General features: G+C 60.8%; 15 protein-coding genes. 6 read left to right on the top strand and 9 right to left on the bottom strand.

Features of this window, described 5'->3' with window-relative positions; translation table 11 throughout:
• The first annotated feature begins 88 nt into the window (after positions 1-88).
• Positions 89-1,702 (top strand): NAD(P)/FAD-dependent oxidoreductase, encoded by a 1,614-nt coding sequence (locus ACYZTZ_RS03440; RefSeq protein WP_461997216.1) that lies wholly within the window; start codon positions 89-91, stop codon positions 1,700-1,702.
• 144 nt (positions 1,703-1,846) lie between these two features.
• On the opposite strand, the gene ACYZTZ_RS03435 is transcribed toward ACYZTZ_RS03440, so the two are convergent.
• Positions 1,847-2,941, bottom strand: a complete 1,095-nt coding sequence (locus ACYZTZ_RS03435; RefSeq protein WP_461997215.1) for a PLP-dependent cysteine synthase family protein — start codon at positions 2,939-2,941, stop codon at positions 1,847-1,849.
• 239 nt (positions 2,942-3,180) lie between these two features.
• Between ACYZTZ_RS03435 and nhaA the strand changes: the two genes are divergently transcribed.
• From nhaA to ACYZTZ_RS03420, 3 genes are all read left to right on the top strand, one after another.
• Positions 3,181-4,368: a Na+/H+ antiporter NhaA gene (gene nhaA, locus ACYZTZ_RS03430; protein WP_461997214.1), complete on the top strand. Its 1,188-nt coding sequence runs from the start codon at positions 3,181-3,183 to the stop codon at positions 4,366-4,368.
• 121 nt (positions 4,369-4,489) lie between these two features.
• The gene (locus ACYZTZ_RS03425) at positions 4,490-5,680 is read left to right on the top strand and encodes an S-type pyocin domain-containing protein (protein WP_461997213.1); all 1,191 of its coding nucleotides are present in this window, start codon (positions 4,490-4,492) and stop codon (positions 5,678-5,680) included.
• Positions 5,681-5,691: 11 nt separating this feature from the next.
• Entirely contained in the window at positions 5,692-5,943 is a 252-nt protein-coding gene (locus ACYZTZ_RS03420; RefSeq protein ID WP_461997212.1) for a pyocin S6 family toxin immunity protein, read from the top strand.
• Positions 5,944-6,009: 66 nt separating this feature from the next.
• On the opposite strand, the gene ACYZTZ_RS03415 is transcribed toward ACYZTZ_RS03420, so the two are convergent.
• A complete protein-coding gene (locus ACYZTZ_RS03415; protein WP_056739294.1) occupies positions 6,010-6,474 on the bottom strand; it encodes an outer membrane lipoprotein in 465 nt (154 codons plus the stop codon).
• 168 nt (positions 6,475-6,642) lie between these two features.
• On the opposite strand from ACYZTZ_RS03415, the gene ACYZTZ_RS03410 reads away from it, so the two are divergent.
• Positions 6,643-6,879, top strand: coding sequence for a hypothetical protein (locus ACYZTZ_RS03410; protein ID WP_056739291.1), 237 nt, complete (start codon positions 6,643-6,645; stop codon positions 6,877-6,879).
• Positions 6,880-6,884: 5 nt separating this feature from the next.
• Here ACYZTZ_RS03410 and pdxH read toward each other — a convergent pair whose 3' ends face one another.
• The 5 genes from pdxH to dinG all read right to left on the bottom strand — a co-directional run bounded on the left by pdxH (position 6,885) and on the right by dinG (position 14,727).
• Positions 6,885-7,532 (bottom strand): pyridoxamine 5'-phosphate oxidase, encoded by a 648-nt coding sequence (gene pdxH / locus ACYZTZ_RS03405; protein WP_461997211.1) that lies wholly within the window; start codon positions 7,530-7,532, stop codon positions 6,885-6,887.
• A 24-nt stretch (positions 7,533-7,556) separates the two neighbouring features.
• On the bottom strand, positions 7,557-8,669 hold the full coding sequence (locus ACYZTZ_RS03400; protein ID WP_461997210.1) for an OmpA family protein: 1,113 nt from the start codon (positions 8,667-8,669) through the stop codon (positions 7,557-7,559).
• A gap of 112 nt (positions 8,670-8,781) precedes the next feature.
• On the bottom strand, positions 8,782-9,927 hold the full coding sequence (locus ACYZTZ_RS03395) for a serine hydrolase domain-containing protein (protein WP_461997209.1): 1,146 nt from the start codon (positions 9,925-9,927) through the stop codon (positions 8,782-8,784).
• 139 nt (positions 9,928-10,066) lie between these two features.
• Complete coding sequence (locus ACYZTZ_RS03390) at positions 10,067-12,487, bottom strand: beta-galactosidase (protein WP_461997208.1); 2,421 nt, start codon at positions 12,485-12,487, stop codon at positions 10,067-10,069.
• 95 nt (positions 12,488-12,582) lie between these two features.
• Positions 12,583-14,727, bottom strand: a complete 2,145-nt coding sequence (gene dinG, locus ACYZTZ_RS03385; RefSeq protein ID WP_008153901.1) for an ATP-dependent DNA helicase DinG — start codon at positions 14,725-14,727, stop codon at positions 12,583-12,585.
• 99 nt (positions 14,728-14,826) lie between these two features.
• Between dinG and ACYZTZ_RS03380 the strand changes: the two genes are divergently transcribed.
• A complete protein-coding gene (locus ACYZTZ_RS03380; RefSeq protein WP_461997207.1) occupies positions 14,827-15,291 on the top strand; it encodes a CopD family protein in 465 nt (154 codons plus the stop codon).
• 183 nt (positions 15,292-15,474) lie between these two features.
• On the opposite strand, the gene ACYZTZ_RS03375 is transcribed toward ACYZTZ_RS03380, so the two are convergent.
• The gene (locus ACYZTZ_RS03375) at positions 15,475-16,233 is read right to left on the bottom strand and encodes a collagen-like protein (RefSeq protein ID WP_461997206.1); all 759 of its coding nucleotides are present in this window, start codon (positions 16,231-16,233) and stop codon (positions 15,475-15,477) included.
• The gene (locus tag ACYZTZ_RS03370) at positions 16,226-16,504 is read right to left on the bottom strand and encodes a DUF1145 domain-containing protein (protein ID WP_461997205.1); all 279 of its coding nucleotides are present in this window, start codon (positions 16,502-16,504) and stop codon (positions 16,226-16,228) included. Before ACYZTZ_RS03370 ends, ACYZTZ_RS03375 begins: the two co-directional genes overlap by 8 nt.
• Positions 16,505-16,564: the final 60 nt, after the last annotated feature.

Raw genomic sequence — 16,564 nt, 5'->3', positions numbered from 1 at the left:
AGCCTCACGGGAATCATTCGTTGAGGCTTATAATCGCGGGCTTCAAACGCCTTGGCGCAGTTGTGCGCCCCGCGAACCGGATCCTGTCATGTTACGAATCACCGAACTCAAGCTGCCGATCGACCATCCCGAAGAAGACCTGCGCCCTGCCATCGTGCAGCGCCTGGGCATCACCAGTGATGACCTGCTCGACTTCACCTTGTTCAAGCGCAGCTACGATGCGCGCAAAAAGTCCTCCGAACTGTGCTTCATCTACACCATCGACCTCAACGTTCGCGATGAGGCGACGGTGCTGCACACGTTTGCCGATGACCGTAACGTCAACGTGGCGCCGGATGTCAGCTACAAAGCGGTCGGCCAGGCGCCGGCCGATCTTGAGCAACGTCCTGTCGTCGTGGGTTTCGGCCCGTGCGGGATTTTCGCCGGGCTGCTGCTCGCGCAAATGGGCTTCAAGCCGATCATCCTCGAGCGCGGCACCGAAGTGCGTCAGCGCACCAAGGACACTTGGGGTCTGTGGCGTAAAGGCGTGCTTAACCCGGAATCCAACGTGCAGTTCGGTGAAGGCGGCGCGGGGACATTCTCCGACGGCAAGCTCTACAGCCAGATCAAGGACCCGAAATTCATCGGTCGCAAAGTCCTGCACGAGTTCGTAAAAGCAGGCGCGCCGGAAGAAATTCTCTACGTCAGCAAACCGCACATCGGTACGTTCCGTCTGACCGGTGTTGTGGAAAACATGCGTGAGCAGATTCGCGCGTTGGGTGGCGAAGTGCGCTTTCAGCAGCGCGTTACCGACGTGTTGATCGAAGACGGCCAACTGGTCGGCGTCGAGCTCAATGGCGGCGAGCAGATCCATTCGAAACACGTGATTCTGGCCCTCGGCCACAGCGCCCGCGACACCTTCCGCATGCTCCACGGCCGTGGCGTGTTCATGGAAGCCAAGCCGTTTTCGGTAGGTTTCCGCATCGAACACCCGCAATCGCTGATCGACCGCGCGCGTCTGGGCAAGTACGCCGGCCACCCGAAACTCGGGGCTGCGGACTACAAACTGGTGCACCACGCCAGCAACGGACGTTCGGTCTACAGCTTCTGCATGTGCCCGGGCGGCACCGTGGTGGCGGCGACCTCCGAGCCGGGTCGCGTGGTCACCAACGGCATGAGCCAGTACTCGCGTAACGAGCGCAACGCCAACTCCGGGATCGTCGTCGGGATCACCCCGGAAGTCGATTATCCGGGCGGCCCGCTGGCCGGGATCGAGTTGCAGGAACGCCTGGAGTCCCACGCCTTTGTGCTGGGCGGCAGCAACTACGAAGCGCCGGCGCAACTGGTCGGTGACTTCATTGCCGGCAAGCCGTCCACCGAGTTGGGCAGCGTAGAACCGTCCTACAAACCGGGCGTTGCCTTGGGTGATTTGGCGTTGGCCTTGCCGGCGTTTGCCATCGAAGCCATTCGCGAAGCCTTGCCGGCGTTCGAGAAGCAGATTCGCGGTTACTCGCTGCACGACGCCGTGTTGACCGGGATCGAGACCCGCACGTCGTCGCCGCTGCGGATCACCCGAGACGAGTCGATGCAGAGCCTGAACGTGAAAGGCTTGTTCCCGGCGGGTGAAGGCGCGGGTTATGCGGGCGGGATTCTGTCGGCGGGTGTCGACGGGATTCGGATTGCAGAAGCTGTGGCCCGCGACATCCTCGGCCTCAAGGCCTGACCTGCATTACCTGGAATAAATGCAAAACCTGTGGGAGCGGGCTTGCTCGCGAAAGCGGTGGATCAGCCAACATCTCTGTTGAATGTGAAACCGTATTCGCGAGCAAGCCCGCTCCCACATTGGATCTTCAGTGTTTGAACAATCTCAGATGTTGGCGCGCAGCACGCTGGCCGGCAGCGGCTCACCGCGCTCGACACTCCCCGCCACGGTATCCATCAAACCGCTCAACCCATACCCCTGGGCCTTGAGCCAAGCCTGATCGTAATAGGTGGTTGCATAGCGCTCACCGCCATCACACAAAATCGCCACGATTGACCCCGACTCCCCCGCCGCCGCCATCTGCTGGGCCGCCATCAAGGCGCCGATCAGGTTGGTCCCGCTCGACCCGCCAACCCGTCGTCCCAAACGCTGCGCCAGGTAATGCATGGCCGCCAGCGACAACGCATCCGGCACTTTGACCATCGCATCGATCACTTTGGGCAGGAACGACGCTTCTACCCGAGGCCGGCCAATGCCTTCAATCCGCGAACCGCAATCCAGGCGCAGACTGGCGTCGCCGGTCTGGTAGTAATCGAAGAACACCGAGCGCTCGGCATCGGCGCAGAGCACGCGGGTGCAATGTTGGCGATAACGTACGTAACGGCCGAGCGTAGCGGTGGTGCCGCCGGTGCCGGGGCTGGAGATCAGCCAGCTCGGCTCGGGGTGCAGTTCGAAGCGCATTTGCTGGAAAATCGACTCGGCGATGTTGTTGTTCGCTCGCCAATCGGTTGCGCGCTCGGCATAGGTGAACTGGTCGATGAAATGTCCATCGTGTTCACGGGCCAGGCGTTCGGATTCGGCGTAGATCTGCGTCGGATCGTCGACCAAATGACTCTTGCCGCCGTAGAAAGCGATCTGCGCGATTTTCTCTTTGGAGGTGGTCGCCGGCATCACCGCAATGAACGGCAAGCCCAGCAAACTGGCGAAGTACGCCTCGGAAATCGCCGTCGAACCGCTGGACGCTTCAATCACCGGCGCCCCGGGCTTGAGCCAGCCGTTACACAGCGCATACAGAAACAGCGAGCGCGCCAAACGGTGCTTCAGGCTGCCGGTGGGATGACTGGACTCATCCTTGAAATACAACTCGATGCCCGGAAAACCCGGCAGCGGCAAGGGAATCAGGTGGGTGTCGGCGCTGCGCTGGAAGTCGGCCTCGATGATCCGGATGGCTTCGCGGGCCCACTGTCGGTTGTCGCTCATGGTGGTTTTCTCGTTGAGTCGGCCTTGTTGCAAGGCTCAGCTAACAAGCTTAGGAAAAAACCTACATCACGCACAGGTACAGCTGAGGTTCAATACGCCCGACAACTGCTAGGCTCAGGTCCCTGCTGGTCGTTCACGTTGTAACGGCATATAACAAAAAAGAATATAACTTTTGTTTTAACAACTAACGGTACGGGTTAGGGTGTGCCACCTTTTGAATTCATCGATGGAGAGCGACCTTGCCTCTGCGTAGCACTTTCACGCGTTTCTTCCAGTTGGAAGCTGCCAGCGGTCTGTTATTGATCGCCGCTGCTGCCCTGGCTTTGATCATCAACAATTCCCCGCTGTCGTGGCTTTACAGCAGCTTTCTGGACACTCCGGTAGTGGCGCAGGTCGGCGCGTTGCAAATCGCCAAACCGGCGCTGCTGTGGATCAACGACGGCCTGATGGCCCTGTTCTTCCTGCTGATCGGGCTGGAAGTGAAGCGCGAAGTTCTTGACGGTCAACTGTCGAAACCGTCGCAAATCGTCCTGCCCGGTGCGGCGGCGATTGGCGGCATGGTGGTTCCGGCGTTGGTCTACTGGTTTCTGAACCGCGAAGACCCGGCAGCACTGGGTGGCTGGGCCATCCCGATGGCCACCGACATCGCCTTCGCCCTCGGCGTACTGGCCCTGCTGGGTAAGCGGGTGCCGGTGTCGCTGAAGCTTTTCCTGATGACTTTGGCGATCATTGACGACCTCGGCGCAATCATCGTCATTGCGATCTTCTACTCGGGTACGCTCTCGACCCTTTCGCTGTCTCTGGCCGCGACGTGCATCGTGGCCCTGATCGCGATGAACCGGCTCGGGGTGGTCAAGCTCGGGCCGTACATGATCATCGGCCTGATCCTTTGGGTTTGCGTGCTCAAGAGTGGCGTCCACGCGACACTGGCCGGTGTGACCCTGGCCTTCTGCATTCCCCTGCGCACGAAAAACGCCGAACCTTCGCCGCTGCTGACCCTCGAACACGCCCTGCATCCATGGGTGGCCTATGGCATCCTGCCGCTGTTCGCCTTCGCCAACGCCGGCCTGTCCCTGAGTGGCGTAACGGTCGAAAGCTTCACCCACCACGTGCCGATGGGCATCGCGGTCGGCCTGCTGCTGGGCAAAACCCTCGGCGTCTTCGGCCTGACCTGGTTGGCCGTGAAAATCGGCATCGCCGCCCTGCCCCAAGGCGCCAATTGGGGCCAGGTATTGGGCGTGGCAATCCTCTGCGGGATCGGCTTCACCATGAGCCTGTTTGTCGGCTCCCTGGCGTTTGAACCGGGTGTCAGTGAGTACGCCGGGATGGATCGGATGGGGATTTTGACCGGTTCGATACTGGCGGCGTTGATTGGTTATGCGGTGACGGCGGCGGCGAGTCGCAAGAGCGCCGTTCTGCAATCCTGATAAACAGAGACAACTCCTAGAGTCATTGAAGACTCGTCCTACAGCCACGATCAGCCTCGTTCGTTAACGTCGCACAGCCCCTTTGTTGGGGGCTGTCGACGGACGAACGCAAGGAAGATCAGTGGCTGGCAACAAGGACATTCCCCGGGTTCAGAACCCACCGTCAGGCGACGGGCATCACGTCACTCACCGCTTTATGACGGCCACCGAACTGGCCGCGCGGGATGCCAGACAAAACGCTTACGACGCCATGCTCGCGAGGCAAGACGCCTTCGAACGGAGTCGTGAGGTCGTCGCGAGAAAGCACGAAGCCGTTCGCGCGGGCTGCGTCTTTGCCAAGTCCTGCAAGCTGCCAGACGCCATCATCGATTACTCGAATCCTTCGGGAATGGTGCCTACCGACAGCCTCAAGGACTACGGAGAAGTCGCCTGGCTCGGCGCTCGCGATGTAGACGATGCCGGGCTGCTGAATCTTGAAACCATTAGCGGCAGCACCGTTTCGCTTGGCATTGGCCGTCTGGCACTTCACGCCCCGGCGCTCGCCGCTCCGGCCGCTGCACTTGGCACTGCTGGATCCGCCGTATTGGCCGGCGTGGTCGCGCTGTTCTGGACGCCGAGCCTGGGCGACAGCGCGCTCTATACCGAAGATCAATTGCGCGCGCTGAAACAGGCCAGAACCCGTGTTCGTCTACAGGTCGAGCAACAGGCTGACGGTAGTCTCAAGGTGTATGGCTTCTACACCGGCAAGAACCGCGATTGGGAAATGGTCGATGTCGTGCAGTTCAGCTTGCGCGGCAGTCAGCAGGTGGCGGATCTGGGGGATGGTGTTGAACTGATCTGGACACCAGCTGTGGATGGTTCCGACATCCTCGGTATTCCAGCGCTGGAGGCTGCGCCGCAAGCACCACACATCTGGGTTTATCCGCCGACGAAAGCGGCTGACAGCATCATCGTGAATCCGGTTTACCCGCCTGAGTACAAGGATTTCATTCTTGTGTTTCCGGCGGGGTCGTTGGTGAAGCCGGTTTATGTAGTGATGAGCATGCCGGGGGATCATAAGTACTACGATGATCCAGAAACCCTCCCAGGCTTCCCTGATGCATTCCCCGTAAAACCGAAAGTTTCAGTTCAAGGTGGAGGTAAAAAACGAGCCCGATGGCTAGACCGCAGAGGCCGTATATACGAGTGGGACTCCAAAAGCGGTGCTGTAGAGCTTTACGATAAATTAGGAGTGCATTTGGGCGAATTCAATCACCTAACCGGCGAGCGAACTAAAAAGGCAAAGCCTGGTAGAAGAACCTCAAGAAACTGAAGAGAAAAATTATGCGCTATCTATCCATCACCGGTTTTTACCCTGATGAAAAACAAGATGATTCATTGCAGTTCCAATTGACCATCAAAGACTATGAGTTGAACCAGGCATTGGCTCAATTGACCGAGTCAAAAAAACTGGAAGAAATAGAGCCTGGAGAGCTGGAGCTAACAGCTACTCAAATCCTACAGGTTGCAGAACTACTAAAAGTCGACTTCCCCGAGGGGCTGGAATATTTTATAGGTCCCCGCGCCGCGTCGTGACAATCCTTAACAAACAAAACCCCGACCAGTCACCTGATCGGGGTTTTCTTTTACCCGTATTCCCGCTTAGTGCGAAACGCGGCTAGTCCCATCAACAGTAGCAATCCGCACCCGCTCGCCAACACGGAACACCTCATTCTCCTGAACCTGTTGTACGTAGGCGCGCATGCTGCCGTCGTCTTCGCGCACGGTGATTTCCACGCCCTGGGTGCGGGTCAGGCCTTCTTCGGCTGCAGAACCTGCCAGGCCACCGGCGACTGCGCCGATAACTGCAGCAACGATGCTGCCACGACCGCCACCGATGGCGCTACCGCCGACACCGCCCACGACGGCACCAGCCGCGCCGCCGATTGGGGTTTTGGTGCCTTCGATTTTCACCGGACGCAGAGATTCGATGGTGCCCATGCGAACGGTCTGCACGCGACGCGCTTCGTCACGGGAGTAGGAGTCACCGGTCAGGCTCGATTGGCAGCCAGTGAGCAACATCGCCATCGTGGAAAAGGAAGCAACCAGCAGAACAGACTTACGCATAGCATCAACTCCAAAGGACAAGTATTCATTAAACTCCGCAGCTTGACGCCTGTCACGGCCTCGCCCGGATAAAATTGGTTTGATTCAGGCCCGGTACAGGCACCTCCACGAACTCACCACACAGTAGCGGCAAATTCCGGAATCTGCGCCGCTGCCCCAAGGATTGTCATGGATTACTTCATCATTGTCGCCACTACCGTTGCCGGATTGTATTTCCACTGGTGGCTATACGTGCGGATCAAACGCTGGATGGACCGCGATCTGGCGTTGGCACTGGCGGGTAAAGACGAGCAGAAAAAGGCGTTCATGCTCCAGCAACTGGCGAACGCTCAAGCGCAGAAGATCAAGCGCCGAGACCTGCCGCAGTGGCTTGAAGCCGCTGCGGCAGGCTATCCCGATCGGTAGACGGCTTAAGGTGCCAGACGTTCAAAAATCCAGTCGGCGCCCTGCAAACGGTAGTTGAGGCGATCGTGCAGGCGGCTCGAACGGCCCTGCCAGAACTCGATGCGCTCCGGTAACAAACGATAACCGCCCCAATGCTCAGGGCAATGAGGTTGCGTGTCGCTGAAACGTTGCTCGGTGTTCTTGAGCAGCGCTTCCAGCTCGGCACGATCGGCGATCACCTGGCTCTGGGGCGAAGCCCAGGCACCGAGACGACTTCCCAGCGGCCGGACCTGGAAGTAGGCGTCGGACTCTTCAGGCGTAACCTTCACCACCCGCCCTTCGATGCGCACCTGGCGCTCCAGGGCCGGCCAGAAAAAGGTCATGGCCGCGAACGGGTTCGCGGCCAGATGCTGGCCCTTGGCGCTGTCGTAGTTGGTGAAGAAGGTGAAACCCTGCTCGTCCAGCCCCTTGAGCAGCAGAATGCGGCAATGCGGCCGACCGTCCTGATCGACGGTGGCCAGGGTCATGGCGTTGGCTTCCACCGGCGCCTGCTCGGTTTTCACCGCGTCGGCGAACCACTGATGGAACAGCGCGAATGGCTCGGCCGGGGCTTGCGCCTCGGTCAGGCCATCACGGGTGTAGTCGCGACGCATATCAGCCAGGCCCTGGGTCATAGCGCATTCCTTTTGGTTAACGAATCACTTTTTTGTGGCGTCGGCGTCGGCAGCAGCGGCGGTGACTTTTTTCGTGTCGGCAGCGGCTTTGGCCGGAGCAGTCTTTTTCGCCGGGGTCGCGGTTTTAGCCGGTGCCTTCTTGGCAGCGGCTTTCTTGGCCGGGGCCTTTTTCGCAGCAGGCACATCGGCTTTCTTCGCGGCGAGTGCCGGGGTGACCGGCTTGACCACTGGCTTGACGTCCTGGGCAGCGACCAACTTCACTGGCGCCGGGGCCGGCATATTGTACTTGCTCAGCAACGCGACCATGGTGTTTTGCGGGGTCACCAGCAATTCCACACGACGGTTCAAGGCACGGCCTTCATTGCTGTCGTTGGCAGCACGCGGGGCTTCGCCACCCATACCGCGCAGCATCAGACGATCACGCTGCAGACCGCTGAGGCGGAAAATCGCTGCCACGGCCTGGGCACGCTCCTGGCTCAGTTTCACGTTGGCCGGTGCGGCGCCCGACGTATCACTGTGGCCGAGAATCAGCACGGAAGTTTTCGGATCAACTTCAAGAATTTTCGCGACACGAGTGAACGGGCCGAGGGTCACCGGCAGCAGCATGGCCGGACGGTCAGGGTTGAACGAGCCTTCTACCGGCGCGGTCACCACCAATACGTTTTCACGGCGCTCGAGTTGCAGGTTGCTGCCCTTGATCGCTTCGCGCAAGCGCGGTTCGTAGTCGTCGAGCCAGGCCTGGGTAACTTTAGGATCGGGCATCGGCACGGCTTTAGCGGTGCTTTGCTCTTTGCCGCCGAACGGCCACCACCAATTGCCACCTGCATCGGCCTTGGCCACCTCGACCGGTTTGGCTTCAGGCTTGGCTTCAGCTTTCACCTCAGGCTTCTTGTCGAGAACTTCCTCGGAACCGAATGGCCAGTACCAAGGGTTGGAGCTTTCAGCCTTGGCCACCGGAGCGGTCGCGGCAGGCTTCAAAGGTGCCGGGGCTGGGGTCGGAGCCGGACCTTTAGCGGCGACTTTGTCGGAGGAACCGAACGGCCACCAGCTGCTGCCATCCGAGTCATTTTGTGGAGTTTGTGCGCAACCGGTAATAGCGAAGCACAGGGCCAAAGCGAGAGTTTTATTGGAAGACATTGGATATCCACAAAATAAGTAATGAACAATCAGGCCGGGTTGACCCGGATAAACAGACGCTTGGAAACCATAAAGGCCTTGGGGTTCCGGCCCTGGAACCCCTGAGCGCGTTTTACAGACAAGTGGCCAGTGCGCGCGCAAGCTTTTGTGCGCGCGGATCCATCAAGACGTACGGTCCTAAGGTATTTGTCACAAAGCCGAAGGCCACATCGTGTTCCGGGTCAGCAAAGCCGGTGGAACCGCCCGCACCCGGATGACCAAACGCACGAGGGCCGAGGCCGTAGGTGGCGTTGGCGACGTCCGGTTGATCGAGCATGCAACCCAGGCCGAAACGGGTCCGGGTCAGTAAAGTCTTGTCCTCGCCGAGGCTGTGCTCGCGCGTCATTTCGTCGAGCATTTCGCCTTCCAGCAAGCTGCCATCGAGCAGACCCGCATAGAACCCGGCCAGGCTGCGGGCATTGCCGTGGCCATTGGCGGCCGGCTGCTGCATGCGTCGCCACTCGGGTTTGTTGGTGCTGGTCATGATCGACGGCGGGTTAGTGAACGCCCTCGTGGTCATGGCCGTCGGCTCGCGCATGGTCACTTGCAGCAAGCGCTGGGCGGCGGCATCGCCGACATTGCCCTTGCCACGGGCGATGTGCGCCACGCGATGGAACTCCTGGTCCGCCAGGCCGACGTGGAAATCCAGCCCCAATGGCTTCGCGACTCGCGCCACGATGGACTCACCCGGCCCACGACCGTCGGCACGACGCAGCAACTCACCGACCAGCCAGCCGTAGGTGATCGCGGCGTAACCGTGACCGACCCCCGGCGTCCACCACGGTTCTTCAGCGGCCAGGGCATCAACCATGGTTTGCCAGTCGTAAAGGGCTTCCGGGGCCAACAGCTCACGCAGCGCCGGCAGACCGGCCTGATGGCAGAGCAATTGACGCAAGGTCACGGACTCTTTGCCGGCGGCGGCGAACTCGGGCCAGTAGCGGGCAACCGGAGCATCCAGTTGCAGTTTGCCTTCGGCCACCAGTTGCAGGGCGGTCACGGCGGTAAAGGTCTTGGTGCAGGAAAACAGGTTGGCGATGGTGTCGCTGTGCCAGGCTTCGGTGCCGTCCTTGTCAGCGGTGCCGGCCCAAAGGTCGACCACGGTTTCACCGCCAATCTGGATGCACAACGCTGCGCCACGTTCTTGAGGATCGTCGAACAGCGCCGCGAAAGCCTCACGCACCGCTTCGAACTTCAGCTCGTAAAAACCCTGAATCTGCACCCGCAACTCCTCTGGATAAACGCTCTACAAAGTGGCCGCATTGTTCCAGCCATTGAAGGTTTTGGAAACAGGGCCGGGCCGGGCGGTCGCCATCCCGCCCGGGTGAAACACTCAGAAAGTCTTACGTATCAGTCAGCACTCAGTGGCCATTGCCGGAATGCCCACCCGCATGACCAGCGCCCTGCCCCGGGCCTTTGCCGGCGTCGCCTTTTCGGCCGCCCGCGGCTTCTTGACCGGCTTTATCCGCCTCAGCCTTGGCCTTCTCGGCCTCTTTACCGAGCTGATCGACGGTCTGCAAATTGCTCTTGCGCACGCTATCGACGAAACCCTGGAACGGTAGATCAGTAATGCCCACCAGCCCGAAGTGACCGTTCTCGCCATCCAGCAGACGACCGGTAACCGGTTGGTCAAGGTATTGGAACCAGTGCACGCCGACGATCGACGGTTCGCTCATCGCCTGTTTGAGGAAATTGGCGTAAGCGGCCCCACGGTCTTCTTCCTTCGCCAATTGCGTCACGCCGCCCCAGAACGGGCCGCGATCCGCGGAGCCAAAGTTGAACTCGGTGATCAGCACCGGTTTGTCCAGGCTGCGCAATTTGGCGAAGTCATACCCGTCCTGCGGTTGCAGGGTGTACATGTTGAAGCTCAACACGTCGCAATACTGGGCGCAGGACTCAACCGCTTCCGGGGTGCTGATAGCAAACCGGCCACCCAGCAACAGCTGATTCGGCGCGTGCCACTTGAGCGAGTCGGAGAGGGTCTTGAAATAGGTGTCGGCGAAGACCTTCTGGAAGTATTTGAAGTCGGCTTCAATTTCCGGGTGTTCGGCGCTTGGCAGCGGCGGCACGAAGCCCGGGTCTTCCATCAATTCCCAGGCCGGCAAATCAATGCCCCAGGCTTTGGAAAGGCCTGCCTGATTGCGGTACTTGTCCCGCAATTGCTTGAGGAATGCGCGCTTGGCCGGCACGTCGGTGGTCATTTTCAAGGTGCCGTAGGCCAAGGCGTAACGGGCTTTCGGGTCGTCGCCGGGACCGGCCCAGGCCAGTTCGTTATCAGCGAAGTAACCAATCAGCCATGGATCGTCGCGATGGTCGCGCGCGGCGATGGCCACGGCACGTTCGGTGGCCATGGCAAAACGCGGGTCAAACGGGTCGGGCATACCGCCCCACCAGTCGGTGCCGGTGCTGATGCTGGCGTAATCGCCGACGATCGACAGCGGCAAGGTGTACGGAACGCGATCAGCGTTGGCCAGCGCCGGGGCGCTCCAGTTGCCGAGGGTGTTGAAGCCCCAGGCTTGCAGGCGATCAAGGGTGTGGCTGGTCCAGCGCTGTTCATCAACCACCGCTTTGCAAGGTTCGGCAGGTGTTTGCTCAGCTGCTTTCGCGGCGGTCGCTTCAACGGCGCCGGTCTTCGCCGCTTCGGCGACACCGGCTTTGGTGTCGCTGGTTACCACACACGGCGGACCATACAGACGCTGCAAGTTGGCGCCATAGAAGTCGTACCAGCGGCCGGTATTGTAGCCACGGCCCTGATCGACTCCGTTGCCTCCACGGTTATCGCCTTCGCCATAGTGGCTGGCCAGAGGCTCGTCGGGTTTGGGCAGGGATTCAAACATCCACTCGCGGCCGGCGACGTAGGTCTGGTCGACGTCCGGGGTGACGGTGTTGACCCCGAGCGAATAGAACGGATGCCCTTCCGGGGTCACCAGGTACCAGCGACCGTCGCGCTTCTCAGTGCGGAAAAACCCGCTGGCCTTGAATGCCGGGCCTTTGTTCCAGCCACCGAACTTGTCCAGGGACGACTTCTCGCGCTCGGCCAGCCAGGTTTTCAGTTGCTGCTGCTCCTTGGCGGCGGCGCTTTTCAGTTGCTCGTCGCTGCTGACTTTCTCTGGCCATTTGGCCCGGGTCGACTGGCCGTAAGCGTCTACCAGACCGCCAAAAGCCGCTTGGGTAACCGCATCGCCGTCCTGCACGCCAAAGCGTTCCAGCAGAATGCTCTGGGCGACTTTCGGCTGATCCATCGACAAGGTCACCGACACCACCTGGCTGCGCTCCAGCTCACCGACGCTGCTGGCCAGCAATACGCGCTGCCCCTCAAAAGTGATCGGCATCGGCGGGCCGGCTTTCAGGCCAAGGCTCAATGGCGTAAAGGGCTGCAGCGGCACCAATAACGTTTGCGCAGGGCCGGCCGGCAAGTCGACGCGGCTGACCAGCGTCTTGCCATCGTTGCTCTGGATTTTCACGTACAGGGTCACGGCCCAGTTCATTGCACTCTGAATCCGCAAACTCATAAAGCCCGACTGCGACCAGTCCCAAGCGCCAGTCTGCGGGGTCAGGCGCAAGGTCGGTTGTGCCACCGGGTTGAACGTCACCCGACGCAGCACTTCGCCTTCGGCCGTTTGCTCGGCGTTGGATTGCGGCAGGCTGGCGTCCTGAGTCGCCACCTGGACCACATCGGCGGGGCGCACAAAGTTGAACAGCGTCTGTTGGCCGGCAGGAGCCGCCAGCAAAGGGGCTGCGAACATCAGAGCGAATACAGCGGGCAACGAACGGCGAATCATGAGAACGAAATTCTCCCTAACGACCCGGATGGGCCAGTGGAAAAGCGATGGCAGAGAGATAGACAACGCGGTGGGCAAATTTGCCCACCGGTGTATCAGGAAATTTCTCGACGGAAGGGTGGCAACGCATTGAGGATCGCTTTGCCATAACGCTGGGTCACCAGACGTCGATCGAGCAAGGTGATGGTGCCGCGGTCTTCTTCGGTGCGCAGCAAGCGACCGCAGGCCTGGACCAGTTTCAGCGAAGCATCCGGCACGGAGATTTCCATGAACGGATTGCCCCCCCGAGCCTCGATCCACTCGGCCAGGGCCGCTTCGACCGGATCATCGGGCACCGAGAATGGAATCTTCGCGATCACCACGTGCTCGCAGTAAGCGCCGGGCAAGTCGACCCCTTCGGCGAAACTCGCCAGGCCGAACAACACACTGGAATCGCCGCCATCGACCCGCGCCTTGTGCTTGTTCAGGGTTTCCTGTTTCGACAGGTTGCCTTGAATGAACACCTGCTTGCGCCAGTCGCGGTCGAGACCGTCGAACACGTCCTGCATCTGTTTGCGCGAGGAGAACAGCACCAGCGTACCGCGCGAACCTTCCACCAAGGCCGGCAAATCACGGATGATCGCCGCGGTGTGGGCCGGCGCATCACGCGGATCGGCCTTCAGGTCCGGCACCCGCAGCACACCGGCGTCGGCGTGATGGAACGGGCTCGGAACCACAGCGGTCACGGCTTTTTTCGGCAGGCCGGCGCGCATGCGGAAGCGGTCGAAGGTGCCGAGCGCGGTCAGGGTCGCCGAGGTCACCAGAGCGCCGTAAGCCACGTTCCACAAATTGCGACGGAGCATTTCCGCCGCGAGGATCGGGCTGGCGTTGACCTCGATGTCGAACAGCGAGCCGCTTTCGGCCAACGTCAGCCAACGGGCCATGGGCGGGTTGTCTTCCGGGTCTTCAGCAGTGAACGCTACCCACAATTCCCAGTTGCCCGAAGAACGCGACAACAGGCTGCCAAACAGCGGATACCACTCTTCGGCCTGGTTACTGGCGATGCCGATGTTGACCTCGCCGTCCATGCCTTCCTTGAGCAGTTCGGTGAGCCGGGTGAACAGGTCGGTCAGACGGGCAAAGCCCTTCTTCAGCTCGACGCCCATTTCCCGCATGTGCTCGGGAATCACCCCGCCGACGAAGCGATGACGCGGCCGCTCGCGGCCTTCGACGTCTTCGCCGGGCTTGAAATCGGCGACCTGCTCGCAGGCGCTGAACATGAATTGCTGCTGGGTCTTGATCTCCCGCGCCAGCTCCGGCACCTGCTCGATCAACTTGCCCAGGTCGCCCGGCAGCGGATGCTGGGCCAACAATTTGGTGAGGTTCTTGGCGGTGGTTTCCAGCCAGTCGGCGGTGGAACGCAGACGCGTGTAATGGGCGAAATGGCCGATGGCCTTGTCCGGCAGGTGGTGTCCTTCGTCGAACACGTAGATGGTGTCGCGTGGGTCCGGCAGCACGGCACCGCCGCCCAGCGCCAGGTCGGCCAGGACCATGTCGTGGTTGGTGACGATCACGTCGACCTTGCCCATGCCTTCGCGGGCCTTGTAGAAGGCGCACTGGCCGAAGTTCGGGCAATGGCGATTGGTGCATTGGCTGTGATCGGTGGTCAGGCGCGCCCAGTCAGCATCTTCCAGTGCGGTGGACCAACTGTCGCGGTCGCCGTCCCACTTATTGCCGGCGAGTTTCTCGATCATGCTGGTGAACAGCTTCTGACTGGCCTCGTCGACCTCGATCTTGAAACCTTCTTCTTCGAACAGCTGCGCCGTGGCGGTTTGCGCGTGACCTTCCTGGAGCAACATGTCGAGCTTGGACAGGCACATGTAGCGCCCGCGCCCCTTGGCCAGGGCGAAGCTGAAATTCAGCCCGCTGTTGCGCATCAGGTCGGGCAAATCCTTGTAGACGATCTGCTCTTGCAGGGCCACGGTGGCCGTGGCAATTACCAGGCGTTTGCCGGCAGCCTTGGCCGTGGGGATGGCGGCCAGGCTGTAGGCCACGGTTTTGCCGGTACCGGTGCCGGCTTCCACCGCGACAATCGCGGGGTCGCCACTACGCCGGCCTTCGTCGTCGGTGTCGATGTCACCGAGGACCTTGGCAATTTCGGCGATCATCAGGCGTTGGCCGTAGCGCGGCTTGAGGCTCTTGGCTTCGAGAAAACGCGAGTAGGCGCCCTGGATCGTGGTTTTGAGTTCGGTGCTGATCATGGATTGTCGGGCGCAAAAAACGCTGGATAAATTTTCAGTGGTTCGGTTCGGCCGCTATCATACCCCGCTAATTAATCCCGCGCAGAACGGAGTACCCCAATGACACCTTTTGGCATCGTTTACACCCTGCATGTCCTGTCCGCCCTGGTGTGGGTTGGCGGCATGTTTTTCGCGTGGATGGTCTTGCGGCCCGCGGCGATGAAGGCTCTGGAGGGCCCTGCCCGGTTGAAGTTGTGGGTGGAAGTGTTTCAAGGTTTTTTCCGCTGGGTCTGGGTCGCGGTGGTGCTGTTGCCGGTCAGTGGTGTGGGCATGATTCATTTGCAGTACAGCGGTTTTGAAGCGGCGCCGCGGTATGTGCAGGTGATGATGGGGTTGTACGTGGTGATGACGGCGCTGTTTATCCGGATTCAGGCGTTGTTGTTTCCGGAGTTGCGCACGGCGGTGGCGGCGCAGGACTGGCCGACCGGGGCCGCGACGCTTGGGAAAATTCGCAAGTTGGTGGGGATTAATCTGATGGTCGGGGTGGTGCTGGTGGCGATTGCTGCGGCTCGGCCGATGTTTTGAGAGCAAGATCAACATCCCCCCTCACCCTAACCCTCTCCCCGAGGGGCGAGGGAACTGACCGAGGGGTTCTTTGGAAATATTGCGACCTGAAAGATCGAGTCGAACTCAGGCTTTGAAAAGTATGGAGATCGACTCCCTTTCCCCCTCTCCCCCAAGGGAGAGGGTTGGGGTGAGGGGTGGTTCTTACAGACGCTGAACAGTCACCGCCCCCGCCGCACCCGCAGGCCCCGGCTGACCATCAACACCCGGTCTGCCGTTCTTGCCGCCATCAGCCTTGTAAACAAAGCAGCCCTTGGCCTTGCCACCCGCGCCCGGTTTACCGCCAGGCCCGGCCACACCACCGTCACCGCCGGCCACCTGAACCTTGATCAGTTCCGCCGGGTAATCGCGCGGCACTTCCAGACGAACCAGTGCACCCGGCGCGCCCGGCTGACCGTCGCTGCCATCACTGCCATCGGCACCACGGCCTGCCTGGCCCCAGGTACAACCCGGTGCCTGACCATTGGCCCCATCGAGACCGACGAAACCCGGTGCGCCCGCGCCGCCGCGAGCGTCCACCAACAATTGCGGCGCTCTCAGTGCCTTGATCTGCAAGTTCAGGTTGCGCCCGGAGCGGGCTGCCTTGAGGTAAGTTCCCGGCGCGCCGCGAGCCGTGATCTGGCTGCCTTCCGACAACTGCGCACGACTGACCTTCAGCTCAAGCGGCTGTTCGCCGGGGACGATGGCGATTCGCGCTTCACGACCCAGACGCAATTCACCGACGGACACCTCGGTCACATTCGAGGGAATCAACAACGTGCCGTAGTCGGCCACTTCCAGGCGTTCCAGCTGCAAGGTGCTGGCGGTGTTGGGTAAACGCATCAGCGAGTTGGTTTCGACGCTCACCACCTGGGCGCAGGCCAACGGGCTGATGAGTGCAGCGAGCAGACAGAGTTTACGCATGGGAAGCCTTAGACGCGGTCGGAGCCGGGATGGTTTGCAGGTGATAAACGCCGAAAAAGAGGATCTTCAGGCGATCAAGCCAAGGGTGGGCGCGACCTCTGAGGCTGCGGAAACAGAACACCGCCTCCAGAAGATGAAGGCATGCCAGCAGGCCGCCGGCCAGATCGACCAGCAGATGCAGAGGATTGACGAACGGCGTGAGCTGGTTGACCAGCACCACCAGCCAGAACAGCAGGGTCAACAACTTCCCCAGCCCCCAAAACACGTTCATACGCTCCCCCGTTAAGAATTATTCTTTGCGCGCACAGTACCGGCTTCCACGCGGGATAAG

It is taken from the genome of Pseudomonas sp. LB3P58 (genome assembly GCF_054897895.1).
The sequence above is the reverse complement of the archived record's forward strand: the minus strand, read 5'-3'. Positions and strand labels throughout refer to the sequence as shown.